At 37.1% G+C, this 22653-nt stretch carries 26 protein-coding genes; 15 read left to right on the plus strand and 11 right to left on the minus strand.

Features of this window, described 5'->3' with window-relative positions; translation table 11 throughout:
* From trxA to CHB58_RS07830, 7 genes are read left to right on the plus strand one after another with little or no spacing between them, the layout of a single operon-like run.
* Positions 1 to 327 (plus strand): thioredoxin, encoded by a 327-nt coding sequence (gene trxA / locus CHB58_RS07800; RefSeq protein ID WP_089323546.1) that lies wholly within the window; start codon positions 1 to 3, stop codon positions 325 to 327.
* Between the two features lie 3 nt (positions 328 to 330).
* A complete protein-coding gene (gene trxB, locus CHB58_RS07805; RefSeq protein WP_180706458.1) occupies positions 331 to 1263 on the plus strand; it encodes a thioredoxin-disulfide reductase in 933 nt (310 codons plus the stop codon).
* Positions 1260 to 1832: a TlpA family protein disulfide reductase gene (locus CHB58_RS07810; protein WP_089323547.1), complete on the plus strand. Its 573-nt coding sequence runs from the start codon at positions 1260 to 1262 to the stop codon at positions 1830 to 1832. Before trxB ends, CHB58_RS07810 begins: the two co-directional genes overlap by 4 nt.
* Positions 1829 to 2419: a ribosome biogenesis GTP-binding protein YihA/YsxC gene (yihA, locus tag CHB58_RS07815; protein ID WP_245807370.1), complete on the plus strand. Its 591-nt coding sequence runs from the start codon at positions 1829 to 1831 to the stop codon at positions 2417 to 2419. Before CHB58_RS07810 ends, yihA begins: the two co-directional genes overlap by 4 nt.
* On the plus strand, positions 2416 to 3993 hold the full coding sequence (locus CHB58_RS07820; protein WP_245807371.1) for a DNA repair protein RecN: 1578 nt from the start codon (positions 2416 to 2418) through the stop codon (positions 3991 to 3993). The genes yihA and CHB58_RS07820 overlap by 4 nt, the downstream gene beginning before the upstream one ends.
* Positions 3980 to 4306: a VanZ family protein gene (locus CHB58_RS07825; RefSeq protein WP_089323548.1), complete on the plus strand. Its 327-nt coding sequence runs from the start codon at positions 3980 to 3982 to the stop codon at positions 4304 to 4306. The genes CHB58_RS07820 and CHB58_RS07825 overlap by 14 nt, the downstream gene beginning before the upstream one ends.
* Positions 4303 to 6021, plus strand: coding sequence for a lipoprotein N-acyltransferase Lnb domain-containing protein (locus CHB58_RS07830; protein ID WP_089323549.1), 1719 nt, complete (start codon positions 4303 to 4305; stop codon positions 6019 to 6021). The genes CHB58_RS07825 and CHB58_RS07830 overlap by 4 nt, the downstream gene beginning before the upstream one ends.
* On the opposite strand, the gene CHB58_RS07835 is transcribed toward CHB58_RS07830, so the two are convergent.
* From CHB58_RS07835 to CHB58_RS07875, 9 genes are read right to left on the minus strand one after another with little or no spacing between them, the layout of a single operon-like run.
* Positions 5993 to 6328, minus strand: a complete 336-nt coding sequence (locus CHB58_RS07835; RefSeq protein WP_219350099.1) for a hypothetical protein — start codon at positions 6326 to 6328, stop codon at positions 5993 to 5995. The two genes, CHB58_RS07830 and CHB58_RS07835, sit on opposite strands and share 29 nt — an antisense overlap.
* Positions 6325 to 7533, minus strand: coding sequence for a LysM peptidoglycan-binding domain-containing protein (locus tag CHB58_RS07840; protein ID WP_180706459.1), 1209 nt, complete (start codon positions 7531 to 7533; stop codon positions 6325 to 6327). Before CHB58_RS07840 ends, CHB58_RS07835 begins: the two co-directional genes overlap by 4 nt.
* Complete coding sequence (locus CHB58_RS07845; RefSeq protein ID WP_089323551.1) at positions 7508 to 7786, minus strand: acylphosphatase; 279 nt, start codon at positions 7784 to 7786, stop codon at positions 7508 to 7510. Before CHB58_RS07845 ends, CHB58_RS07840 begins: the two co-directional genes overlap by 26 nt.
* The gene (locus CHB58_RS07850; protein ID WP_089323552.1) at positions 7777 to 8529 is read right to left on the minus strand and encodes a patatin-like phospholipase family protein; all 753 of its coding nucleotides are present in this window, start codon (positions 8527 to 8529) and stop codon (positions 7777 to 7779) included. Before CHB58_RS07850 ends, CHB58_RS07845 begins: the two co-directional genes overlap by 10 nt.
* Positions 8530 to 9219 (minus strand): metal-dependent hydrolase, encoded by a 690-nt coding sequence (locus CHB58_RS07855; protein WP_089323553.1) that lies wholly within the window; start codon positions 9217 to 9219, stop codon positions 8530 to 8532.
* Positions 9220 to 9230: 11 nt separating this feature from the next.
* Positions 9231 to 9587: a roadblock/LC7 domain-containing protein gene (locus CHB58_RS07860; RefSeq protein ID WP_089323554.1), complete on the minus strand. Its 357-nt coding sequence runs from the start codon at positions 9585 to 9587 to the stop codon at positions 9231 to 9233.
* An 11-nt stretch (positions 9588 to 9598) separates the two neighbouring features.
* On the minus strand, positions 9599 to 10612 hold the full coding sequence (locus CHB58_RS07865; RefSeq protein ID WP_089323555.1) for an aspartate-semialdehyde dehydrogenase: 1014 nt from the start codon (positions 10610 to 10612) through the stop codon (positions 9599 to 9601).
* 41 nt (positions 10613 to 10653) lie between these two features.
* Complete coding sequence (gene lpxB, locus CHB58_RS07870) at positions 10654 to 11757, minus strand: lipid-A-disaccharide synthase (protein ID WP_089323556.1); 1104 nt, start codon at positions 11755 to 11757, stop codon at positions 10654 to 10656.
* A complete protein-coding gene (locus CHB58_RS07875) occupies positions 11754 to 12242 on the minus strand; it encodes a D-glycero-alpha-D-manno-heptose-1,7-bisphosphate 7-phosphatase (RefSeq protein ID WP_089323557.1) in 489 nt (162 codons plus the stop codon). Before CHB58_RS07875 ends, lpxB begins: the two co-directional genes overlap by 4 nt.
* A gap of 135 nt (positions 12243 to 12377) precedes the next feature.
* Between CHB58_RS07875 and CHB58_RS07880 the strand changes: the two genes are divergently transcribed.
* Entirely contained in the window at positions 12378 to 12902 is a 525-nt protein-coding gene (locus tag CHB58_RS07880) for an S-adenosylmethionine decarboxylase family protein (protein ID WP_089323558.1), read from the plus strand.
* A 32-nt stretch (positions 12903 to 12934) separates the two neighbouring features.
* Here CHB58_RS07880 and rsmI read toward each other — a convergent pair whose 3' ends face one another.
* Complete coding sequence (rsmI, locus tag CHB58_RS07885; protein ID WP_089323559.1) at positions 12935 to 13768, minus strand: 16S rRNA (cytidine(1402)-2'-O)-methyltransferase; 834 nt, start codon at positions 13766 to 13768, stop codon at positions 12935 to 12937.
* Positions 13750 to 14127 carry a RidA family protein gene (locus CHB58_RS07890; RefSeq protein WP_089323560.1) on the minus strand — a complete coding sequence of 126 codons (378 nt, stop codon included), beginning with the start codon at positions 14125 to 14127 and terminating at the stop codon, positions 13750 to 13752. Before CHB58_RS07890 ends, rsmI begins: the two co-directional genes overlap by 19 nt.
* 93 nt (positions 14128 to 14220) lie before the next feature.
* On the opposite strand from CHB58_RS07890, the gene CHB58_RS07895 reads away from it, so the two are divergent.
* The 7 genes from CHB58_RS07895 to CHB58_RS07925 are packed head-to-tail and all read left to right on the plus strand — an operon-like array spanning position 14221 to position 22653.
* A complete protein-coding gene (locus CHB58_RS07895) occupies positions 14221 to 14538 on the plus strand; it encodes a hypothetical protein (RefSeq protein ID WP_089323561.1) in 318 nt (105 codons plus the stop codon).
* Between the two features lie 17 nt (positions 14539 to 14555).
* The gene (locus tag CHB58_RS07900; protein ID WP_089323562.1) at positions 14556 to 16835 is read left to right on the plus strand and encodes a [Fe-Fe] hydrogenase large subunit C-terminal domain-containing protein; all 2280 of its coding nucleotides are present in this window, start codon (positions 14556 to 14558) and stop codon (positions 16833 to 16835) included.
* Between the two features lie 5 nt (positions 16836 to 16840).
* Positions 16841 to 18883 (plus strand): chemotaxis protein CheA, encoded by a 2043-nt coding sequence (locus CHB58_RS07905; protein WP_089323563.1) that lies wholly within the window; start codon positions 16841 to 16843, stop codon positions 18881 to 18883.
* Positions 18883 to 19389 (plus strand): chemotaxis protein CheW, encoded by a 507-nt coding sequence (locus tag CHB58_RS07910; RefSeq protein WP_089323564.1) that lies wholly within the window; start codon positions 18883 to 18885, stop codon positions 19387 to 19389. The genes CHB58_RS07905 and CHB58_RS07910 overlap by 1 nt, the downstream gene beginning before the upstream one ends.
* Positions 19390 to 21288 (plus strand): methyl-accepting chemotaxis protein, encoded by a 1899-nt coding sequence (locus CHB58_RS07915; RefSeq protein ID WP_089323565.1) that lies wholly within the window; start codon positions 19390 to 19392, stop codon positions 21286 to 21288.
* Positions 21288 to 22271 (plus strand): chemotaxis protein, encoded by a 984-nt coding sequence (locus tag CHB58_RS07920; protein WP_089323566.1) that lies wholly within the window; start codon positions 21288 to 21290, stop codon positions 22269 to 22271. The genes CHB58_RS07915 and CHB58_RS07920 overlap by 1 nt, the downstream gene beginning before the upstream one ends.
* Entirely contained in the window at positions 22258 to 22653 is a 396-nt protein-coding gene (locus tag CHB58_RS07925; RefSeq protein WP_089323567.1) for a chemotaxis response regulator CheY, read from the plus strand. Before CHB58_RS07920 ends, CHB58_RS07925 begins: the two co-directional genes overlap by 14 nt.

Consider the following 22653-nt stretch of genomic DNA (forward strand, 5'->3'; position numbering starts at 1 on the left):
ATGGCAAGAGAGATTCAAACAGTGGAAGAATTTGAAAGGGAAGTTTTGTCTTCTGATGTTCCCGTGCTTGTGGATTTCTGGGCTCCGTGGTGTGGTCCATGTAGAATGCTTGCACCAACAATAGAGGAGCTTTCAGAACAATACGCTGGGAAGGTGAAAGTTTTTAAGGTTAATACAGATGACCTTCCTATGCTTGCCATGCAGTATGGTATTAGAGGTATTCCAACTGTTATGCTTTTTGTAAACGGAGAACCTGTTGATGTTAAAGTTGGGCTTCAGCCAAAAGCTGCTTTTGAGCAAACGATAGAAAGATATTTAGGAGAGTAATAGATGTTTGATAAAGTGTGGGATGTAATTGTTGTGGGAGCAGGGCCTGGTGGCCTTGCTTCTGCTATTTATACAGGTAGAAGCAATCTTTCTACTCTGGTTATTGATGCGATGTTTCCAGGTGGACAGCTTCTTGTTACAGAGATGATAGAAAACTATCCTGGTTTTCCAGAGCCGATGGCTGGATTTGAGCTTTCTGACAGGATGAAAAAGCAGGCAGAAAAGTTTGGAGCGGTTATAGAGACTGGCTATTCTGTTTCAAAGGTTTCCCTTGATGGAGACCTGTTTGTCCTTGATATGGAATCAGGTGGCAGTTTAAAATCAAAAACGGTTATATGGGCAGCAGGTTCTACTCCTAAAAAGCTTGGAGTTCCAGGAGAAGCAGAGTTTTTAGGCAGAGGCGTTTCTTACTGTGCCGTATGTGATGGTGCTCTTTTTAAGGATAGAGATGTTGCCGTAATAGGTGGAGGAGATTCGGCTCTTGAGGAAGCGCTTTTCCTTACAAAGTTTGCAAGAAAAGTTTATCTTATCCATCGCAGGGATAAGTTTAGGGCGGTTCCTATACTTCAGGACAGGGTAAAAGAGAACGAAAAAATAGAGCCTGTGATGAATAAGACGGTTGATTCTATAAAGGGTGAGCAGTTTGTTGAATCTATAGACCTTAAAGATGCAGTTTCTGGAGAGATTAGTAAGCTTAATGTTGACGGAGTGTTTATTTTTATAGGTCATGAACCTAATACTGAACCGATTGCCCATCTTGTAGAACTTGATGATAGAGGTTATGTTATAACAGATGATGAGATGAAAACAGCAACTCCCGGTCTTTTTGCCGCGGGAGATGTGAGAAGGAAACCTTTAAAACAGGTTGTAACAGCGACAGCAGATGGAGCTGTAGCTGCCATGTCTGCATCAAAATATTTAGAGGAGAAGGAATGAAAAGAAAACTGCTTTTAGCTTCTCTGATTTTTGCTGTGGCTCTTTCCGGATGCGGAAAAAAGGAAGAGAAAAGTGCTACGGTGGAAAAGCCACATGTTGAGGAGAAAGCGGTAGAATCCCAGAAGCCAAAATGTGTTCCAGGATACAATTTTGAACTTGTTTCTGTTGATGGGAAAAAGGTTTCTCTTTCCGATTTTAAAGGTAAAGTGGTAATTCTTCAGTTTTTTGGAGAGTTCTGTCCCACCTGCCTGAAAGAGATTCCTTACCTTAACGAGCTGTATGAGAAATATAAAGGTAAAGTGGTTGTTATAGGGATGAATACCGATTACGAGGGAACACCTCCTCCAAGGCTTAAAAAGTTTGTGGAGAGTAAGGGGATAAAATATCCGGTGGTTGTTGTTGACGGTAAAACATGGATGAACTATCCAGGATTTTTCACGGGAAGCGATATAATTCCACAGACATTTTTCCTTGATAAGAGCGGAAATGTTTGCTACTACGGAGTAGGTTTTGCTCCAGGTGATGAGATGAGATATAAAACAGCGGTAGAGCGGTTGCTTCAGGGATGATAAATATAAAAAAAGCGCAGTTATATAAAACTGTCTTTAAACCGGAGGAGCTTTCTGAAACGCCCTATAAGGAGGTTGCCTTTGTAGGCCGTTCAAATGTGGGTAAATCTTCTCTTTTAAATTCTATTGTGAAAAACTATAAGCTTGCCAAGGTGAGTTCTTCCCCCGGAAAGACCCGTTCGGTTAATTTTTACTTTGTGAACGATAAGTTTTTTATAGTTGACCTTCCAGGTTATGGATTTGCAAAAATATCAAAGACAGAACAGGAGAGGTGGCGTTCTCTTATAGAGGGCTATTTGAAAAATAGAGATAAGCTTAAGGGTGTTTTTCTTCTTGTTGATTCAAAGGTTGGTCCTACAGATAAGGACAGGATGATGAAGGATTGGCTTGTTTATTACGGAATTCCATTTGCTGTTGTGGCTACTAAAATTGATAAACTGAAGAAGCAGTCTGAAAAAGCAACTGTTGAGAAAAGAATAAGGGAAGGACTTGACCTTCCCAAACAGTTTCCCATAATAAAGTTTTCTGCAAAGACAAATGAAGGAAGGGTGGAAGTTTTAAAGCAGATTGAGAGGTTTCTTGAGTGATACTTTCAGAGCTTTCAATTACCAATTTTTCTGGAATAGAAAGTGCCGAGCTTCTGTTTGAAAAAGGGCTTAATGTAATTGTTGGTGAAACAGGTGCGGGAAAATCAATTCTCCTTGGAACTATAAGTTTTCTTGAAGGTGATAAGGGTAAAGGTATAAAGGAGGAAGGAACGGTTGTTGAAGCTGTGTTTCTTGACGGTGAGGAGGAGATTATCGTTCGCCGTGAAATAAAAGGTGGACGTTCCCGATTCTTTTTGAACGGAAAAAGGGTTCCTCGGCAGTTTATTAAGGAAAAAATTTCACCACTTATCACTTTTCAGTCTCAACATGAAACCATTTCTCTTCTTAGACCTTCTGTTCAGCTTAAGGTTCTTGATTCTTTTTGTGAAAACTGGAAGTTACTTTCAGAGTATAGAGAGATTTATTCAAAGTATAAAGATGCTGTTTCAAGACTTGATGAACTTAAGCGACAGCTTTCTGATAGGGAAAGAAAGATAGATATTTTGAGGTTTCAATTAAATGAATTTGAAAGTGTTGAGTGGGGAGAAGAGATAGAGGAAGAGCTTTTAAACCTTTCAAAGATTCTTTCTCAGGCAGAAAAGATAAAACAGATACAAGCAATTGTAAAAATTGAGCTTTATGAAGGTGAGGATTCTGCTTCAAACAAGATAGGAAGAGTTTTAAGAGAGATTGAATCCCTCGGTATTGAGGAGCTTTCGTCCAGACTTTCTGAGGTTTACTATCAGCTTGAGGATTTTGTTTTTGAAGTTGAGAGAAGTTTACAGATTCCTGATGTTGAAGAGTCGGTGGATGAGATAGAGGAAAAGCTGTATAAATTGAGGAAGCTGCGGGAGAAATACGGTCCTTCATGGGAAGATGTAAAGTTTTTTTATGAAAAGGTGAAAAAGGAACTTGAAGAGCTGGAGAATATAGATTTTGAACTTGAGACGGCTGAAAAAGATGTTGAAAATTTGAGAAAAACCCTTGAAGAGTTGGGAGAGAAGTTATCTTCGGCAAGAAAAAAGGGAGCAAAGCTTCTTGAGAATAGGATAAAAGAGCATCTTGAGGAGCTTGAGCTAAAGCACTCTAAATTTAAAATTGTAGTTGAAAAAACAGAATTTTCTTTTACCGGAATGGATAGGGTTTCTTTTCTGTTTTCCGGTAATCCAAAGTTTCCTTTACAACCCGTAGGGGAAGCTATATCCGGTGGGGAACTTTCAAGACTGCTTTTGTCAATACTTTCAGAAAGTGGAAAAGAGTCAGGTGTTCTTGTGTTTGACGAAATAGATACAGGGATGTCAGGGAAGGTTCTTTCAAAGGTTGCAGAGAAACTATTGAAAATTTCTCGTAATACTCAAGTAGTGGCAGTGACCCATTCTCCTGTAGTTGTTGCACTTGCAGATGCTGTTTTTAAGGTTGAAAAGGGAAGTGACGGAAAAATTACGGTAAGAAAACTTGAAAGTGGAGATGTTGAAAGGGAAATAGCTGTTATGATATCAGGTGAAGTTTCTCAGGGTTCTCTAAAAGCGGCAAAAGAGCTTATGGAGAGGAGAGAAAAACTTGAAAAAGTATAGGAAATATATAGCTTTCCTGTTTTTCGTATCACTTGCAGTTATTTACCTTTTATCTATTGCTCCTGCAGAAGCTATGCCCAGGACAAATGACAAGTTAAACCACATTGCAGGTTTCTTTTATCTTTCTTTTTTAGGAAAGTTCCTTTATAAAAATGTTTATATTTTTTTGGGACTGCTTTTTTACGGTATTTTGATAGAGATTTCTCAGCTTTTTGTGCCGGGACGGTCGTGTGAATTTAACGATGTTGTTGCAGACTGCATAGGTATATCTTTGGGTATTTTAGTTTTTTCTTTTTTTAGAAAGGAAAAATGAGAGCTATCTGCCTTTTCATCTTATTTCTCTTCCTCTTTCCAGCCGTCTCTTTTGCAGAAAATACTCTGCTTTCTGTGGCTTTAGAAAAGAAAATTTACAAAAAGCCTGAGTGGAAAGCTCTTTTACACTATAACGGTCACGGTTCTTTCATAAACGATACGGATTTTATCCTTTCTTCTGATAAGTTTTCTTTAAAAAGGGAGCTTGAAAAAACAGTTAATCTTATTCTTTCTACTGCCAATTCAACTAATCCAGCAGTTTGCAGCTTTCCTGCCAGATGGCTTTTTATTTTAAAAGAAACGGGAATGGATGTTGATGCAGGAATAAATAGGTGCACAGGTTTAAACAATTTTATCCAGCTCCTTGAAGGAGAGAAACTTTATCTTGGTTATGTTTCAAAGGATGTGACAGACGTTACGAAAATGATGGGACATCTTTTTATTGAGTTTGAAGGAAAAGAGGATTATGCGGTTTCCTTTCTTGCCCTTATAGATTCTTCAAGTCCGTTAAAGCTTGGATGGGATAGCCTTTTTACCGGGATAGATGCAGGGTTTTTTCTTGAACCTTTTAATACTCAGCTTGATGAGTATTTGTGGGTTGATGGAAGAGGTGTGTGGAGATACAGGTTAAAGTTGTCAGATTACAGGCAAAAACTTCTTCTTTATCATATTTATGAGTTAAAAAGTGCAAAACTAAAATACAACTATGTTTTCTATAACTGTGCTACGGTTGTTTACTATCTTCTTTCTGTTGCCAATCCTTCTCTTTTGAAAGAAAAACCTTTAATAGTTACTCCTTTAAAAGTGGTCAGGTTGGCTGAAAAGGAAAGGCTTTTATCTGATGAAGAGTTTTTTCAGGATGTAAAAAGCGTGATGGGAACTCTTCAGCGGGAAGTGGGATTAAAAACGGTTTTAAAGATAAAAGATGGAAATTACCAAAATCTGGATGCCAGAGGAAGATTCTTGGCCGAAATTTACAGGTGCTACAGGTTGAAAGAGAAAGATATAAACGATGAAGTTTGTGAAACGGTTTTTAAAAAGTTTTTGACAAAATCTTCTCTTTTAAACGCCCCTTTTGAAAATCACATTTCTGCAGGTTTTATAGAGGATTTTGATGGAGAAAAATTTCTCCATTTAAAATTTTTTCCTGTTTTAAACGACATTCTTGATGATAACAGATACAACTTCAAAGAGGAAAGTGTAAAGTTTGGAGAGATGGAGATAGGTGTCTCTACAAAGAAACTCAGGTTTTATAAGCTTGGATTGTATGAGATAAATGCTTTCAGAGAGTTTACATATCTTGTTCCGCAGATTACAAAAAGGTTTTTTATCGGATTTAAAAGATATCCTGATGGTTCTTCAGGTTTTTTCGCTTTTTCCGTTTCAGGTGGTGCAGGATTGTCTTTAAAACCGATGGAGAATGCTACGGTTTATTTTCTGCTTAATCAGGATGCAGGTTTTTATGAGGATGGTTTTTTTGCTCTTTTTTATCCGTCCGCTGGAGCAATCTATTATCCATTTAGCTATGGAAAAACACTTTTTTCTTTAAACAGATACTTTTCTTTCAGAAAATCTTTAAATTTTCCTGAGGTTGAATTTTCTATAAATCAGGTGTTTTTTCTTAACAGACATTTAAATGTTGATTTTGAATTTAACAGACTTTATGGCAAAGAGTGTGCTAACAGATTTAAGGTTGCTGCTGTTTTTCTTTTTTAAATGTAAGAATAAAGGATATGGTTATAAAACCTATTACTCCTGCCATTATAAAGGCGGCTTTCTGATATGGAAGGCCGAGCTGTTTCCGTAGAGAAATAATTTTAAAGGCTGTGCCTATATAAGCTGCTATACCTGACAGGATGGCGATTCTGATAATAAGTGTTGAGATAGGATGTTTGATGAAAAGAAATACTGAAAGAAAAGTAAAAAGAAAAGCAAGTGATGGAATACCGGCTCTGAGAAAGTGGGCTGCAATCAGAATAAGACTTAAAATAATAAAAATGTATTTGACAGCTTTTAACATCACCTTAAAACTTCAAGTGGATTTAGAGGATAAGCTTTTTTGTTGTGGATTCTGCTTATCTCAAAGTATAATCCGCTTCTACCCCAGTCGCCTGAAACTCCAGAAGTTCCTATAACCTCTCCTCTGTGAACAAGCTGTCCGGGTTTTACGTTGATTTTGTCAAGAGAAGCGTAAATGGTTGTGTATCCTTGTGGATGTTCAAGAATAACAACATTTCCGTATTTTTTCAGTAATCTATCATCCTTGCCAGCAAATTTAACGATACCAACTTCTGAAGCTTTAACAGGTTCTCCTGGAGGGGCGATTATAAATATGCCTTTATAACCTTTTTCTCTTATTGTAGTGTCAATCTGACCGTCAAGTGGCATTTTAAACTCTATGGGTCTGTTAAGGGCAAGACGGTCTTTGTAACCAATAAGAATTTTTAAACGTTGCCCCGGTCTTATGATGTAAGGTTTTTTAAGGCGGTTTGTTCTTATTATACTTTTAACAGAAACGCCAAATTTCCTTGCTATTTTTCCTATAGAATCTCCAGGTCTTACCCGGTAATATTTGTAGATGGGAACTTTTCTCAGCATTGAATATTTTGGTGGAGATGTTTTGCTTGAATTTTGCTTTGTCGTTTGAGCATTTTTTAGATAAGTTTCCTTTGAAACGGGGATTTTCAGTTTTTGCCCCACATAGATTCTGTAAGGTCTTTTCAATTTGTTAAGTTTTATTACTTCCTTTTCAGAGATACCAAACTTTCTTGCTATCTTTTTAATAGAGTCTCCTTTTCTGACACGGTATGTGATTATCTCTGTTTCTCTTTTTTTCTTTGATGTAGTTTTATTACTGGAAATTCTCTTTACAGGGATTTTCAGTTTTTGGCCTGGATATATACGGTAAGGTTTCCTTAACCTGTTTAGTTTTATCAGTTCTTTTACTGAAACACCGAATCGCTTTGCTATCTTCTCAAGAGAATCTCCTCTTTTTACAGTATAAATCTTTTCATTTACAGGAATTTTTAGTTTCTGTCCTGGATAGATAGTGTATGGTGGTTTTAATCTGTTTTTAATAATAATGTCTGTAGTTGTAACATTAAACTTTTTTGCTATTTTAAGGAGAGAATCTCCCCTTTTAACTGTATATGTAACCTGTGCAGCAGCTGAGTGGGCAAGAAATACAAGTAGAAAAAGGAGATTAATAAGAAATTTCGAAATTTTCATAAACGCCTCTATAGTCGGAGTAGGAATATTCTACACTTTTAACTTTTGATAGTGAAGGTCCCTGATGGAGAAAATCAAGTAATTTATTCAGTTTTTCCTCTTCTCCTTCAGCAACAACTTCAACCCGTCCGTCGGAGAGATTTCTGACAAATCCTTTAACTCCAAGCATATCCGCTTTTCTTTTTACAAACGCTCTGAATCCAACTCCCTGCACCCTTCCAGAAACAAAAGCGTGAAGGGTTTTTAAAGCCACTTTTTAACCTCCTCAGCTACTTTTATCCCGTTTTCATAACCTGTTTTAAAAAAGTTTTCAACGTTGTTAAAATCAAATGGAGAACCGGGAAGGTAATGGTTTACAACAATATCGCAGAAAGGTGCTCTGTATGTTTCATTTTCAATACACTGAGCCATTCCAACCCTTAATGCAACATCGGTTAGAGATTCAGGATCGTATCTGGTGTCAACGAAATGAACACTTGAACCGATAACTATGTCACAACCTGCAGCTTTCGGAAATTCTGCAGGCATTGAGTTTCTTATTCCACCGTCAATATAGTAGTTACCGTCTATCTTCCACGGAGCAAAAAGCGGGGGAATGGAGCAGGATGCAACTATCCAGTCTGAAGCTTTTCCCTCTGTCACAAACTTTGTTTTCAATGTTTTTAGCTCAACAACCGTTAGAGCAAAAGGAATTTTTAAGTCTTTTATGTCAACATCGCCTATAAACTCTTCAAGTTTAGTTTTGAGCTTTGTAAGTTTAAACAGTCCCCCTTTAAAAGATGGGGTTGCAAGTTTTTTCCAGTTTAGCTCTCGGGCTATTTGGCCTATTTTTTCAGGGCTGAAACCGTGGGCATACAAAGCTCCGACTATTGCTCCTGCACTTGCTCCAGATATAACGGCAGGAGATATACCTTTCTGCTCAAGACCCTTTAGAAATCCTGCGTGGGCAATACCACGCAGGAAACCTCCCGATAAAGCTACTCCTATTTTTTTCATTTAAAAAGTTATCTCCTCACCTGGTTTTACAATTTTAACATTTACACCTTTTTCTTCGGCAAACTTTTTGAACTCTTCCGGTTCTTTATCAATTATTGGCCATGTTTTGTAGTGCATTGGAATGGCAATTTTAGGTTTTATCATTGACGCGGCAATAGCTGCATCTTCAGGATCCATTGTGAAGTTTCCGCCTATCGGAAGGAGGGCTATATCTATATTTTCATACTTACCAAGAAGTTCCATGTCTGCTATAAGACCGGTATCTCCAGCGTGATAAACTTTCTTTCCTTCAACTTCTATTATAACTCCGCATGGATTTCCACCGTAAAGGAGTTCATCCCCTTCAACAATTGCACTTCCGTGGGCTGCAGGAGTTAACTTCACCTTTCCAAAAGGGAAGTTATATGTTCCGCCTATGTGCATTGGATGGATATTTGCTCCTTTTTTATTGCAGTAGTTTGCAACTTCAAAGATTGAAACTATGGTTGCTCCGGTTCTTTTTGCTATTTCAACTGCATCACCTAAGTGGTCTCCGTGTCCGTGGGTTACAAATATGTAGTTAAGGTCTGTAAAGTCTTCTGGCTTTGCTATGTTCCAGGGATTCTGAGAGAGAAACGGGTCTATGATAGCTTTGATTTCTTCTCCTTCAAGATAGAATGTTGCATGGCCGAGATATTTTAGCTTTGCCATGTTTCCCTCCTTTAAAGGGTTTCTTTAAGTGTTACAAGATTTTTCCTGACTATAAATCTAACTTTTCCGTAAAGAGGAGTTTTCTTAAGAGCTGCCACAAGGTAAGTTTCATAAGCCAGTTTATATAGTATTACAATGGTGTTTGTAAGAAAAACAACCATCTCTTCAAGTTTTTCTTCGCTGTTAACATCTGAAAGAGCTTCGGCAAGACGCATGGAAGGAGTGATTATAAGGCTTGCCATCTCCTCAATATCAAAGTTTATATTCGGTTTTGAGTATTGAGAGATAATAAGCCCCTCTTCATCAACAATTGCAAGTGCTAAAATCTCTTCACTCTCTCTGGCTATCTTTTTCAGAATATCTTTCATTTTTCTATTCCTTAAATAAGGTTTTCCTGTATCAAGATTTCTGCTATTTGAACAGCGTTTAAAGCTGCTCCTTTCCTTAAATTATCTCCTACAATCCACAGGTTCAAGCCGTTATCTATTGTATCATCTTTTCTTATTCGTCCGACCAAAACATCATCTTTTCCCGCGACGTCAACAGGTGTAGGATAGATGCCATTTTTAAAGTCGTCAACTACAGATACTCCAGGAGCTTTTTTGAGAGCTTCCATTGCTGTTTCTACAGAAACTGGTTTTTCAAATTCAACATTAACACTTTCAGAATGGCCGATGAAAACAGGCACTCTCACGCAGGTAGCTGATACTTTTATGCTTTCATCATGCATTATCTTTTTTGTTTCATTAACCATTTTGTGTTCCTCTTTTGTGTAGCCGTCTTCAAAGAATACATCTATCTGTGGAACACAGTTAAACGCTATCTGTTTTGGTATTTTGTGTGGTGCTGGCGGTTCTTTTTCATTTAAGATGGCTCCTGTTTGCTTTTTAAGTTCTTCTATCGCTTCAGCTCCGGCTCCTGAAACAGCCTGGTATGTTGAAACAACTACCCTTTTAATTTTTGATAAATCATACAAAGGTTTTAAAACAACAACCATCTGAATTGTTGAGCAGTTAGGGTTTGCTATTATTCCTTTGTGCCATTTAACATCTTCAGGGTTTACTTCCGGCACAACAAGAGGGACATCCTTATCCATTCTGAATGCTGAGCTGTTGTCTATTACAACGGCTCCTCTTTTTACAGCTTCTGGTGCAAACTGTTTGCTTCTGTCTCCTCCTGCTGAAAAGAGCGCTATATCAATACCTTCAAAAGATTCAGGTTTTAGTTCTTCAACGGTTATCTCTTCACCTTTGAATAGAAGTTTTTTCCCTGCAGACCGGGCAGATGCAAGAAGTTTGAGATTTTTAACCGGGAAATTTCTCTCTTCAAGGATTTTTATCATCTCTTTTCCCACAGCACCTGTTGCACCGACAACAGCAACGTTGTATGCCATAACTTACTCCTTTTAGCGATTTTATAGATTTTAATTATATCTTACTTAAGTTCTTTTTCTATTTCCAAACAGAGATTTTCTATGGCGTTTCCTTTAAGTTTTGGTTTTACTTTCATTTTAAGTTTTTCTTTTATTTTCTCTTTTTGTTTGAAGTTTGATGTAAATATTTCTGTAAGATTGGCAGGATTTACATCTTTTTGTAAAACTTCTCTCACCACTTTTTCACCGGCTATGATGTTGGGAAGAGAGATAAATGGAAGTTTAACAACCCTTTTTGCCACCATAAACGTTAAAGGGTGCAGTTTATAAACAACTATATGAGGAAGACCTGCTATTGCTGCTTCAAGGCTTGCAGTTCCTGAGGCTATTATTCCAAATTGTGAATAGAACATACAGTTGTAAGCTTCTTCACCTTTAACAAGTTTTACGTTGTTAAAGACGTTTTGAGTGAGATTTTTGATGCTTTCAAAGGATAAGCTTTCAGCAACAGGAAGAACGAACTCTATGTAAGGAAACTGCTTTTTAATCTCTTTTGCTGTTAGAAGGAGCGGTTTTAGAAGGTATCTGATTTCTGAGGGTCTGCTTCCAGGCATTAGGAGTATCGGGTTGTTTTTTAATCTTAATGTTTCAAGAAACTCCCTTTCTCCCTTTGAAGGTTTAACCATCTCAACAAGAGGATTACCTACATAAGTGGCATCAAATCCAAGCTTTCTATAAAGCTCTACCTCAAAAGGAAAGATTACAAACATTCTGTTTACAAATTTTACAATTTTTTCTCCTCTTTTGTAGTTCCATGCCCAGAATTTTGGAGAGATAAAATAAAGAACTTTTATACCTTGAGACTTTGCAATTTCAGCAACCTTTAAATTGAATCCCGGAAAATCTATAAGAAGGACTGCGTCAGGTTTTCCAGATTTAAGGTAGTTTTCAATTGTTTTTAGCCCTTTTCTTATTGCCGGAAGTTTGGTTATCGCTTCAAAAAGCCCGAAAGCGGTTATATTTTTTGCACTAAAAAGAGTTTCTGCACCATCAATATCATCAAGAAAAACTCCGGTTATTTTATATTTTCCCCTTAGCCGTTTAACAATTTCCCTTGCGTAATTAAAACCTGAAAGCTCTCCTGTAACTATAAGCAGTTTTTTCATATCTTTTCTAAAATCTCCTTTACAATCTCTATAAAGAGTTTATCCTTTGCAAGGAAACTTCTTTTACATCCTGCATTTTTTCCAGCTTCCACATCTATCTCTTTGTCACCTATCATAAAACTTTCTGATATGTTTATTTTCCACTTTTCTGCGGCTTTTTTAAAAAGCAGCGTTTTTGGTTTCCTGCACAGGCAGTTGTCATCAGGCTTGTGAGGACAGAAGAAAAAGTCATCAATTTCAACGTTAAAGTTTTCTTTAAGCAGACTGTTGAGCTTTTTATTGACAGCGTGGAAATCTTCTTCTTTAAAATATCCTCTTCCTATTCCTGACTGGTTGGAGACAACGATTAAAAGAAATCCTTTCTCTTTAAGGAGTTTTAATCCTTCACCTACAGTTGGCAGTAGCTTAACCTTCTCAGGTTCATGGATGTATCCTTCATCTTCAATCAGTGTATTGTCTCTGTCAAGAAAAATTGCCTTTTTCATGGGGCAGCTCCTTTTTAAGGTGATTATACATTTTGTTTGTGGAAAACTTTTTTCTAAAGATTTAAAATCTATCTTGCTGTCAGAGTTTCTGAGAATAGATTTAGCGTTTGTTAATCTAATAGTGGAGGTTTGAAGATGGAATTTGTCGGAAGACATATAATGATGGATGCTGTTGTTTCAGATATTAGAAGGATAAACGCAATACAGCCTATATATGACTATATGGAGGAGATGGCGAGACAGCTTGATATGACTCTTGTTTATCCTCCTATTGTGGCACGTTTTCCTTTTGCTCAATCCGAGCTTGAGCAGTTTGTTAAAAAGCTTTCTGAAGAGAATGTTAAAAGTGCCACTTTGCAGTTTATGGAAGAGGTATTAAAAAGAAGAGCAACAGAAGACAGCGGTGTGTCAGGTGTTTCAATATGGCTTGAGAGCCATTGCACAATTCACACATGGCCTGAAGAGAAGTTTTTCAGCCTTGACGCTTACAGTTGTAAAGATTTTGACCCTATGGTTGCTTTTGAGCTTACGGTTAAGTGGTTTAAGGTTGAGTATGCTTCTTTTGTTGATGTTGAAAGATACATAGGCGGTCCCTGCAAAATAAAAGCTTATGAATATAAGAACGGTGAACTAAGGCCATGTGAACCTTCAATAAAGTAAAACTGTAGAGAGGAAACCTCCGGGTTTTCTCTCTATTTTTTGTATATTTCCAGCGCTTTTTGGTAGATTTCGTTTCTTTTTCTGCCTGTTATCTGGCAGGTTTTCTTTACAGCTTCCTTTAGAGATAGCCCTTCCTTTTTAAAAGACAGAATTAATTCTTCTATATTTTCCTCTTTGTTTTCTTCTTTAAAAGGATAAAACAGAAGAACAAACTCTCCTTTAGGTTTTACTTTCTCAATCAATTCACCGGCTGTTCCTTCCAGAAACTCTTCGTAAAGTTTTGTTATCTCCCTGTAAATTCCAAGTCTCTTTTCTGGCATCAGCGTGGCTATTTCCTTTAGTGTTTCTTCTATTCTGTGTGGTGATTCATATACCGCTACTGTCCACGGCATGTAGAGAATCTCTTTTAATGTTTCCTGCCGTTTTTTCCTCTTTTTAGGTAGAAATCCGTAAAAGAGAAATCTGTCAGTAGGAAATCCTGAAGCTGAAAGAGCGGCTATAACAGCTGATGCTCCCGGGATGGGTGTAACGTTAAATCCTTCTTCCCTTACCGCTCTTACCACTTTATATCCGGGGTCGCTTATAGTTGGTGTTCCTGCATCAGAGACAAGAGACACCGATAAACCTTCTCTCAGATAATTTAGTATTTTTTCGGTTATCTCTTTTTCGTTATGTTCGTGGCAGGAGATGAGCCTTTTCCCTTTTATTCCAAGTGCTGAAAGCAGTTCTCTTGTTCTTCTTGTATCTTCAGCAGCAATAATGTCAGAATTTTTAAGGATTTCGATAGCTCTTAATGTTATATCTTTAAGATTCCCTATAGGTGTTGCTACTACATAAAGAGTGCCTTTTAAAGAATTGCCACACATTCTATCTCTATCTCTGCGTTTAGTGGAAGGTTTGAAACTTCAACTGTGGAGCGGGCTGGGAAAACAGATGAATTTTCAAAAAACTTTTTATAGATGGCGTTAACTTTCTGAAAATTTTTTATATCTTTTACGAATATGGTTGTTTTTACGATTTTATCTTTTTCAGTCCCTGCGGCTTTAAGTATCTCTTCAATATTTTTTAAAATCTGCTCTGTTTGTTTTTCTATTCCTTCCCTAAGTTTTCCTGTTTCAGGGTCTATGCCTATTTGTCCTGATATAAATAGAAAGTCGTTTACAGTTACTGCCTGAGAGTAAGGCCCAACAGGTAATGGAGCTTTTTCTGTTTTTATCTCTTTCATAACTAATTTCTCCGGGAAATATCAAACTTTTATTTAATGTTGTGTTGTGGTAAATTATAAATGTTTGGATTATTAAAAGCAAAGGGGGAGTTTATGGAGAAAGAGATGGAACTTGCCGTTAAACAGCTTGAGAAAGCAAGGGAAGAAGGGGATAAGATGGTATTTGAGATTCTTGAAGCGGTTAAAGAGCTCAGGAACATTCTTTATGAGCTTCCGGAAGAGAGCAGGGATATTGTGGCAAAGTATCTTCAGGATATAGTTGCGGCAGCCGGGAAGCAGGATGTGGTTTCACAGAGACTTGATAGGGTTAAAAAATTTCTACTTACCGGCGATAATGAAATTGATATGCAGTGGCGGCTTGATGAGGGGAGGGTGGTTTCACAGTCTGATGTGGATAAGCTATTTAGCTAATTAGGGAGAGTTGTATTATGAATCAGAAACTTTCTTCAGTAGTTGGTGTAGATAGTTCCAAGTGCGTTGACTGTAATGCATGTTTAAGAGCGTGTGTTGCCAAATACTGTCACGATGTTTCTGGTGACCATCCAGAGATAAATTCTGACCTTTGCGTTGGGTGCGGAGAGTGTATAAAGGTTTGTGAGCACGGAGCCCGTTATCCAAAAGATGACTTTGATAAGTTTGTAAGGGATTTGAAGGCAGGTGTTCCTATGGTTGCTATAGTGGCGCCTGCTGTAGCTGCTGAGTTTCCAGAAGATTATTTAAGGCTTAACGGCTGGCTTAAATCTATAGGGGTAAAAGCTGTTTTTGATGTTAGCTTTGGTGCAGAGCTTTGCACTAAAACCTACATAGAGTATATAAAAGAGAAAAATCCTGATACTGTTATAGCTTCACCGTGCCCTGCACTTGTAACATACATAGAGCTTTATAGACCGGAGCTTTTAAAGTATCTTTCTCCTGTTTTAAGTCCGATGCTCTGCACTGTTAAGTGGGTAAAAGAGTTTTTGCCAGAATATAGAAACTGTAAGGTTGTTGTTATATCTCCGTGTGTAGCTAAACGAAGAGAGTTTGATGAAGTTGGTCTTGCTGATTACAATGTTACTTTTTACTCGATTAGAAAGTTTTTTGAGAGAAGCCTTATTGATTTAAAACTGTTTCCAGAAGTTGAGTATGATAATCCACCGGCAGAAAGAGCGGTATTTTTTCCAGAACCGGGAGGGCTTTTAAAAACGGCGGAAAGATTTATGCCCGGGATAAGAGAGAAAACGCGTAAGATAGAAGCTCCGAAAATTGTTTACAAGTATCTTGATTCCTATAAAAAATCTGTTGAAAAGGGTGTTCAGCCACTTCTTGTTGACTGTTTAAACTGTGAGTGGGGGTGTGTTGGGGGACCTGCAACAACAACAGAAGAGAGATTCACCCTTGATGAAGCTGAAAACTATATAAAAGAAAGGTTTAAAAGGCAGATTGAAAATTTAAAGAAACTTTATAAAGAGAAACCTCCTGAAAAGGCGATAGATGATATTTTAGAAGAATACTGGAGACCCGGTCTTTATGAAAGGAGCTTTAAAAATCTTCACGATAATTTCACTTCCGAAATAAAGATTCCTACAGAGGAGCAGATTTACGACATATTCAGAAAAATGCATAAATTTTCCAAAGAGGATATTAAAAACTGCACAGCCTGCGGTTATCCCGGGTGTAGAGAGATGGCTATTGCTATATTTAACGGTTTGAATAAAAGGGAGAACTGTATCTTTTATGAAAAATCACTCAGTATAGGGGTGGAAGAGCAGAAATCATTGGTCAGGGATCTATCTGAAGTTTATAGAGAGCTTTCAGCCAATATATGCTACAGTATGACAAAAATAGAAAAACTTAAAAACCAGGTAGATTCTTTTATTGAAAATTTCAACAAAATAAAAGAGGAGGCGGGGAAAGAGGAAGAGAATATAAATAGAATGATAGAATCCTTGCAGAAACTTTTTGATGATATAACTGTTTTATCTGAAAGTATAGAGCGAATAAAAGAAGCATCTGCGCAAAACATTCAGGATATTATGGAGAACACTCATAAGATTACTGGCACTATAGATATCATTGATGCGATGAGTGAGTCAACAAACAGAGCTATAAACAGAATATATGAGGTGAAGAAGAAAGCGGATGAAGTAGATTCAATTCTTCAGACAATTTTAAACATAACACAGAAAACAAATCTACTGTCTCTTAACGCTGCAATAGAGGCAGCAAGGGCAGGAGAGGCAGGGAAAGGCTTTGCAGTTGTTGCTGATGAGGTTAGAAAACTTGCTAAGCTCTCGTCAACTGCTGCTAAAGAGATAAGTAAATTTATTGATGAGATTAAAAATGTTGTTCAGGAAACGGTGGATGTGGCAAAAGAGACCCAGAATTTATCTAAAAAAGGCAAGGAATCCTCGCAGGTTGCCCTAAAAGCTATAGATAGTATTAAAGGCAAACTGGAAGAAACAAACAGTATGATAGAAGATATAGCTAAAATTATAGAGAGTGAAAAAGAGGAAAGTGAAAATATAAAAGAAGGTATAGAGACTGTTAAGGAAAGCACAAGGAATGTTGTTAGAGTTGTTTCTGAGCAGGAAGCTTTAACGGAAAAGATAAATCTTTATGTCGCTGCTCTTGAGGGAAGTGCCGAAGGTGTTAAAGAGGCATCTAAGAAGGTTAAAGAGAAAGTTGAAATTCTGGAAGATTGTGTTAAAAGACTTGGTGAGGAGTAGCTATTATGAAAATAAATATTCCACCTGATATGCAGGAGATATTTGAGGAGTTTCTTGTTGAAGCATCAGAAATTCTTGATAACCTTGACCAGGATTTAATAGACCTTGAAAATTCTCCTGAAGATAGTGATTTGATAAACCGTATCTTTAGAGGAATGCATACTCTTAAAGGTGGAGCAGGATTTCTTAATCTTACCACTATTGTAGAGCTTGCTCATAGAATGGAAGATATATTTAATAAGGTAAGGAACGGTGAGCTTAAAATCACCTCGGACCAGCTTGATATACTGTTTGAAGGACTTGACAGGTTAAAAGAAGCTTTGGATATGCTTAAAGAGGAAACAGAGATACCTGATCCTGAAGATATAGATGACATTCTTAAAAAACTTGATTCTATTCTTGAGGGGGATGGAACGGCAAACTCAAGTCAAGAAAGTGTATCTGAAAGTTCTGAAAATTCTGAAGATACAAATTCTGAAAATGAAGAGAAAGCTCAGAATAAAAAGATAAAATTCAAGGCGGATGTGCCTGAAGAGTTGCGAAAACTTATAGAGAAGTATCCTGATAAAGATCTTGCTGGCCTTCTTGAAGAGATAATTCTTATGCCTCCAGAAGAAAGGCCTATGGATATTATTCCTGTGATAGAGAAACTGATAGAGGAGGGAAAAGAAATAAAAGACTTGATTGAGGTTGAAGAGGAAAAAACAGATTTTGGATCTGGAAAAGTGGAAACTACTAAATCTGAAAGTTTACAAAATAAACCTCAGCAGGATACTCAAGAAGTTTCAACTACCAAAACTTCCAAGGAGCAAACCTCAAAAAGCCAGGCCAAATCAGTATCCAAAGAGAAGAAAAAAAGCAGTGATGTTATAAGAATTGATGTAGAAAGAATTGAGAATCTTATGAATCTTGTTGGGGAGATAGTTCTTGATAGAAACAGAATTATGAGACTTATTTCTCAGCTTGAGAAAGAAGTGCGTTCTGAAACTATAGAGCAGCTTAATGAAACTGTTATAAGTATGGACAGAACTGTAAGTGATCTTCAGGTTGCAGTAATGAAGCTTAGAATGCAACCTATTAAAAAGATATTTTCAAAATTTCCCCGTATTGTTCGGGATTTGTCCAAAAAACTTGGTAAGAAGGTTAATCTTGTTATAGAAGGTGAAGACACAGAACTTGATAAATCAATTCTTGATAAACTTGAAGACCCTCTTATTCACCTTGTTAGAAACTCTCTTGACCACGGACTTGAAACACCTGAAGAAAGAGTGATGATGGGCAAACCTGAAGTTGGAACGATAAAACTTTTTGCTTACCATGAGGGTGATCACATAATCATCGGTATTTCTGATGATGGAAGAGGAATAAACGTTGAGAAAGTTAAGCAGAAAGCCATAGAAAAGGGGCTTATAACTCCTGATCAGGCAAGGCAGATGAGTGATAAAGACGCTTACAGCCTTATCTTGATGCCGGGATTTTCTACTAAAGACCAGGTTACAGAGCTTTCCGGTCGTGGTGTAGGTATGGATGTTGTTGCTTCTGTTATCTACTCTTTAAGGGGAACAATAGAGATAGACAGTGAGGAAGGTAAAGGAACAACAATAATCCTAAAACTTCCGTTAACTGTGGCAATTATAAGAACGCTTATTATAGGTGTAAACAATCAAATATTCTCAATTCCTCTTCATGCAATTATAGAGATAGTTAAGTATGAGGAGGATAAGGTAAAAAGTGTTGGTAGGTTCAAAAGTCTTGTTTTAAGGGATGAGGTTTTACCACTATTTAGTCTTAATGAGTTATTGGGTATTGAGGAGTCGGAAGATAAAAAGTTTGTTGTAGTTGTTAAGGTGGGAGAGAAGTTTATAGCTGTTGCGGTGGATAAACTTTACGGTGAGGAAGAGATAGTTATTAAGTCTATGGGTGAGCTTCTTGAAGATGTTCCGGGTATAGCTGGTGCCACTATCGCAGGTGATGGAAGAGTTATTTTAATACTTGATATCAACTCTTTACTAAGTGATATTAAAAAACAGCTTTTAGGAGTGCTGTGATGCAAATAGAGGATGGGAAGAAAAAAGAGCTTGAGATAGAAGAGATAGTAGGAGCTACAGTTTCAAAAGAGATACAGGTTATAGGTTTTGAGCTTGGAAGGGAGCTTGTTGGTATTCCTATAGAGGAGATTATAGAGATAACAACCGATAAGGATATAACTCCTGTTCCTAAATCCCCTGAGTTTGTTCTTGGTGTTATGAATCTAAGGGGAAAGATAGTTCCTGTAACAACTGTGAAGAAAAAGTTGGGAATTCCTGAAGAATTGCCCGAAGATATTTATTCACGGAACAAAATAATCATTCTTGATACAGAATTTGGAGAAGTGGGTATAATAGTTGATGAGATAGTTGGTTCTATAAAGTTTTTTGAGGATGATGTTTTACCTGAACCAACAGGAACAATAGGGATAGAAATAAAGCATATTAAAGGGGTTGTTCAACTTGAAGATAATAAACTTCTTATAATCTTAAATACCAAAACAATCTTTTCCCGGGAGGAGAGTTAAATGTTTGGCAGTAGAGGAAGCGGAAACGGAGAGTCTGTGGTTTTTTTAAAAAAGACAATTTCAAACCTTGAAAAAGAGATAGAAAGGTTAAAAGAGCAGCTTGAAAGCTGTGAAAGAGAGAAGAAAGAGGCGCTGGATGAGGTAGAAAAAGTAAAATCTTTAGTTGAGAGTGAGAAAAGAGCTCTTGAACAGGAGATAGAACAGCTTAGAAAAGAGAAAGAGGAGATAGATAACGATCTTTACATGTATAAACAGATAGTTGATTGTTTTATGGAAGAAGCTTTCTTCCTTGCTTCACCTGAATTTAAACCCGGTAAAGCAGGAAACGAAATTATCCTTGCAAATAGAAGAGCTTTGGAGCTTGCTTCAAAGTGGAAAGATATCTTTATAAAGCAGTGGGGTGTAAATCCAGATAATATTATAGGAACATCCATTCATGTAATGCACAAAGATCCTGAAAGGGTTAAATCCCTTCTTAAAGCTTTAAGACCGGGTGAGCATCTTAAAAATGCAGATATTCCTGTAGGTCCTTATGTAATGGCTTCTTACAGACACCTTATTCTTAATAAAGATGGCTCTGTAAGGGGATATCTTGCCACATGGAAAGATGCAACTGCTGAGAGAGAAGTTAAAGAGAAGATAAGAACGACACAGCAGATGATAATTTCAAATCTTAAGGCTGCTAAAGAGAGTCTGTTTCAGGCTATAGATACTGCGGTTTCAATATCAGCCGCTTTACGTTCTATACAGCAGGTGATAAAAACTTCAGAGGAAGAATCTAAAGCTGCCAATTTCATAAAAGAGCAGATAAGGGAACTTGTTGAAATATCTGGTAAATTGAAAGTTAACTATAATAAGATTCTTGAGTTTCTTGAAGAGGCTGAGAAGAAAACGCTTTCTTCTATAGAGCAGATGAAATATATCTACTCAATTACAGGTAATTTGCAGGAGGTTGTAAGTGACCTTAAGGAGCAGACAGAACAGATAGATCAGGTGGTTGAAGTTATTACGTCTATTACCGAGCAGACGAATCTTCTTGCTCTTAACGCTGCGATAGAAGCAGCAAGAGCAGGGGAGGCAGGAAGGGGTTTTGCAGTTGTTGCTGATGAGGTTAGAAAGCTTGCAGAGAGAACCAATAAGTCTGCTGTTGAGATAAAAGAAGTTGTTAAAAATATGCGTGAAAAGATGGCTAAGACAACAAAGATTACTGAAGAAGCTACAAAAGCTGTTAATGATGGGATGGAGATGTTTAGCAAAAACAGAGAAGTTTACTCAAATATAAAAGGAGCAGCTGAAAATACCCTTGATATAATTAATGGTCTTTTTGATGCTGTAGAGGAAGAAGAGAAGCATATTAAGATAATAGTTGAAAAAATTAAAGATTCAGCTTCTATTGTTAAGTCGCTTGGTGAATCTATGGATGATGTTATTAAGAATTCTGAAAGAACCAAGTCGGAAATTAAAAAAGTGCTTGCCACATTTGATATGGTTGACCTTGGCGATGCGAAAGATATGATAGATATTGTAAAAGAAGTGCTTGATATTATAGAATCTGTTGAGGATAACATAAGAAAAGTGTTTGTTATGGGATTACCTGCAGATACGTTATTTATTTCAAATACCTCTTCGCTGATGAACAGGATAGGAGCTACAACTCATGTTTTCCACAGACTTACTAAAGATTATCCTGAACTGACTTCTGTTGTAACAGAGATAGAAGAGTTACTTGAAGACCTGCTTGTTGAAACAAAAGAGATAGCTGTTGCACTTCAGGCGAAAGATTTTGAAGAAACTCTTGAAAAAGCAGAAAAACTCATAAAAGTGGCGAATGAGATAACCACTAAAGTTGTGGTCTGTATAAAAACTTTTCTTAACTCATCTGATGGAGGCAACAGTTAATGCCTAAAAAGAAAGAGCTTTTGCCAAAAATTCTTGAAACAGGAGCCAACGAGCTTGAGATAGTTGATTTTAGAATGTATGAGAAGCTTGATGATGGTTCTGTTTATGAATGGGCTCTTGGAGTGAATGTTGCCAAGGTTAAAGAGGTTATATTTACCCCTCAACGACTTGCGAAAACGCCAAAGTCAATTCCTGAGGTGCTTGGTATCGCAAAGGTAAGGGAGAAAAATATTCCTCTTATTTCTCTTGCCCGCTGGATGAAGATTGAGCCTGCGGCTGAGGAAAAATATACAATTGTAATGGAATTTTTAAGAGAAACAGTAGGTATAACCATACATGAAGCTAAAAGAATTCGCCGTTTAAGATGGAATGAGATAAAAACTCCTCCAGACAGTATGAACAATAGATTTGGCGGTAAGATAGTTGGTGTTATTGATATAGAGGATGGGAAGCTCCTACTCTTGCTTGATTTTGAGGGTATTCTTGATGAACTTGGAATGATAAAGATAATAGAAGTTTCCGAAATTCAGAAAAGAAAGCTTGGAATAACTTCTGATGAGCATTTTAAAATTCTTATTCTTGATGATAGTTCTGTCGCAAGAAGGATTATGAAAAAGATTCTTACAGAAGATGGACATACGGTTGTGGAGGCAACAAACGGTATAGAAGGGCTTGAGATACTTTACGAGTGGCTTAAGGAAGCAAAAGCTACAGGACAGGATATTACAGATTACGTTCAGCTTATAATTTCAGATATTGAAATGCCCGGTATGGACGGTTTAACCTTTACTAAAAAGGTGAAGGAGAATCCTGAACTTTCCAAAATACCTGTTATAATTAATACTTCACTTAGTGACCAGGCGAATATGAGTAAGAGTAAGTTTGTTGGAGCAGATGCTCATCTTGTTAAGTTTGATGCTCCGGATCTGTTAAAGTTGGTTCACAAATATGCTATAAGGAGGAATGTAGATGCCTCTACCTGATCCGAATATAAAAATTTTGATAGTTGACGATATGGCTACAATGAGAAGAATAGAAAAATCTCTTCTTATGCAGCTTGGCTTTAAGAACATAGATGAAGCTGAGGATGGAAAGGTTGCCCTGCAAAAGTTAAGGCAGGGAGATTACGATTTTGTTTTAACAGACTGGAATATGCCAAATATGACAGGACTTGAACTTGTTCAGGAGATAAGGAAAGATCCGAAATTGAAACACTTACCTGTTTTGATGGTTACGGCAGAAGCTAAAAAAGAGAACGTTCTTGCTGCTATAAAAGCGGGAGTTAACAACTATGTGGTAAAACCGTTTACCGCGGAAACTTTGAAGGAGAAAATAGAGAAAATCTTCTCTGCTTATAAAAAGTGA

This window comes from Desulfurobacterium atlanticum, from assembly GCF_900188395.1.
Taxonomy (GTDB): Bacteria; Aquificota; Aquificia; order Desulfurobacteriales; family Desulfurobacteriaceae; genus Desulfurobacterium_A; species Desulfurobacterium_A atlanticum.

Coding starts and splice junctions, on each gene's coding strand:
- rsmI (WP_089323559.1), bottom strand. CDS start 13,768: ATGTGTGGCAATTCTTTAAAAGGCACTCTTTATGTAGTAGCAACACCT.
- CHB58_RS07905 (WP_089323563.1), top strand. CDS start 16,841: ATGAAAATAAATATTCCACCTGATATGCAGGAGATATTTGAGGAGTTT.
- CHB58_RS07875 (WP_089323557.1), bottom strand. CDS start 12,242: ATGAAAAAGGCAATTTTTCTTGACAGAGACAATACACTGATTGAAGAT.
- CHB58_RS07920 (WP_089323566.1), top strand. CDS start 21,288: ATGCCTAAAAAGAAAGAGCTTTTGCCAAAAATTCTTGAAACAGGAGCC.
- CHB58_RS07840 (WP_180706459.1), bottom strand. CDS start 7,533: ATGAAAATTTCGAAATTTCTTATTAATCTCCTTTTTCTACTTGTATTT.
- CHB58_RS07895 (WP_089323561.1), top strand. CDS start 14,221: ATGGAGAAAGAGATGGAACTTGCCGTTAAACAGCTTGAGAAAGCAAGG.
- yihA (WP_245807370.1), top strand. CDS start 1,829: ATGATAAATATAAAAAAAGCGCAGTTATATAAAACTGTCTTTAAACCG.
- CHB58_RS07855 (WP_089323553.1), bottom strand. CDS start 9,219: ATGGCAAAGCTAAAATATCTCGGCCATGCAACATTCTATCTTGAAGGA.
- trxA (WP_089323546.1), top strand. CDS start 1: ATGGCAAGAGAGATTCAAACAGTGGAAGAATTTGAAAGGGAAGTTTTG.
- CHB58_RS07925 (WP_089323567.1), top strand. CDS start 22,258: ATGCCTCTACCTGATCCGAATATAAAAATTTTGATAGTTGACGATATG.
- CHB58_RS07910 (WP_089323564.1), top strand. CDS start 18,883: ATGCAAATAGAGGATGGGAAGAAAAAAGAGCTTGAGATAGAAGAGATA.
- CHB58_RS07810 (WP_089323547.1), top strand. CDS start 1,260: ATGAAAAGAAAACTGCTTTTAGCTTCTCTGATTTTTGCTGTGGCTCTT.
- lpxB (WP_089323556.1), bottom strand. CDS start 11,757: ATGAAAAAACTGCTTATAGTTACAGGAGAGCTTTCAGGTTTTAATTAC.
- CHB58_RS07890 (WP_089323560.1), bottom strand. CDS start 14,127: ATGAAAGAGATAAAAACAGAAAAAGCTCCATTACCTGTTGGGCCTTAC.
- CHB58_RS07850 (WP_089323552.1), bottom strand. CDS start 8,529: ATGAAAAAAATAGGAGTAGCTTTATCGGGAGGTTTCCTGCGTGGTATT.
- CHB58_RS07880 (WP_089323558.1), top strand. CDS start 12,378: ATGGAATTTGTCGGAAGACATATAATGATGGATGCTGTTGTTTCAGAT.
- CHB58_RS07900 (WP_089323562.1), top strand. CDS start 14,556: ATGAATCAGAAACTTTCTTCAGTAGTTGGTGTAGATAGTTCCAAGTGC.
- CHB58_RS07865 (WP_089323555.1), bottom strand. CDS start 10,612: ATGGCATACAACGTTGCTGTTGTCGGTGCAACAGGTGCTGTGGGAAAA.
- CHB58_RS07830 (WP_089323549.1), top strand. CDS start 4,303: ATGAGAGCTATCTGCCTTTTCATCTTATTTCTCTTCCTCTTTCCAGCC.
- CHB58_RS07860 (WP_089323554.1), bottom strand. CDS start 9,587: ATGAAAGATATTCTGAAAAAGATAGCCAGAGAGAGTGAAGAGATTTTA.
- trxB (WP_180706458.1), top strand. CDS start 331: ATGTTTGATAAAGTGTGGGATGTAATTGTTGTGGGAGCAGGGCCTGGT.
- CHB58_RS07915 (WP_089323565.1), top strand. CDS start 19,390: ATGTTTGGCAGTAGAGGAAGCGGAAACGGAGAGTCTGTGGTTTTTTTA.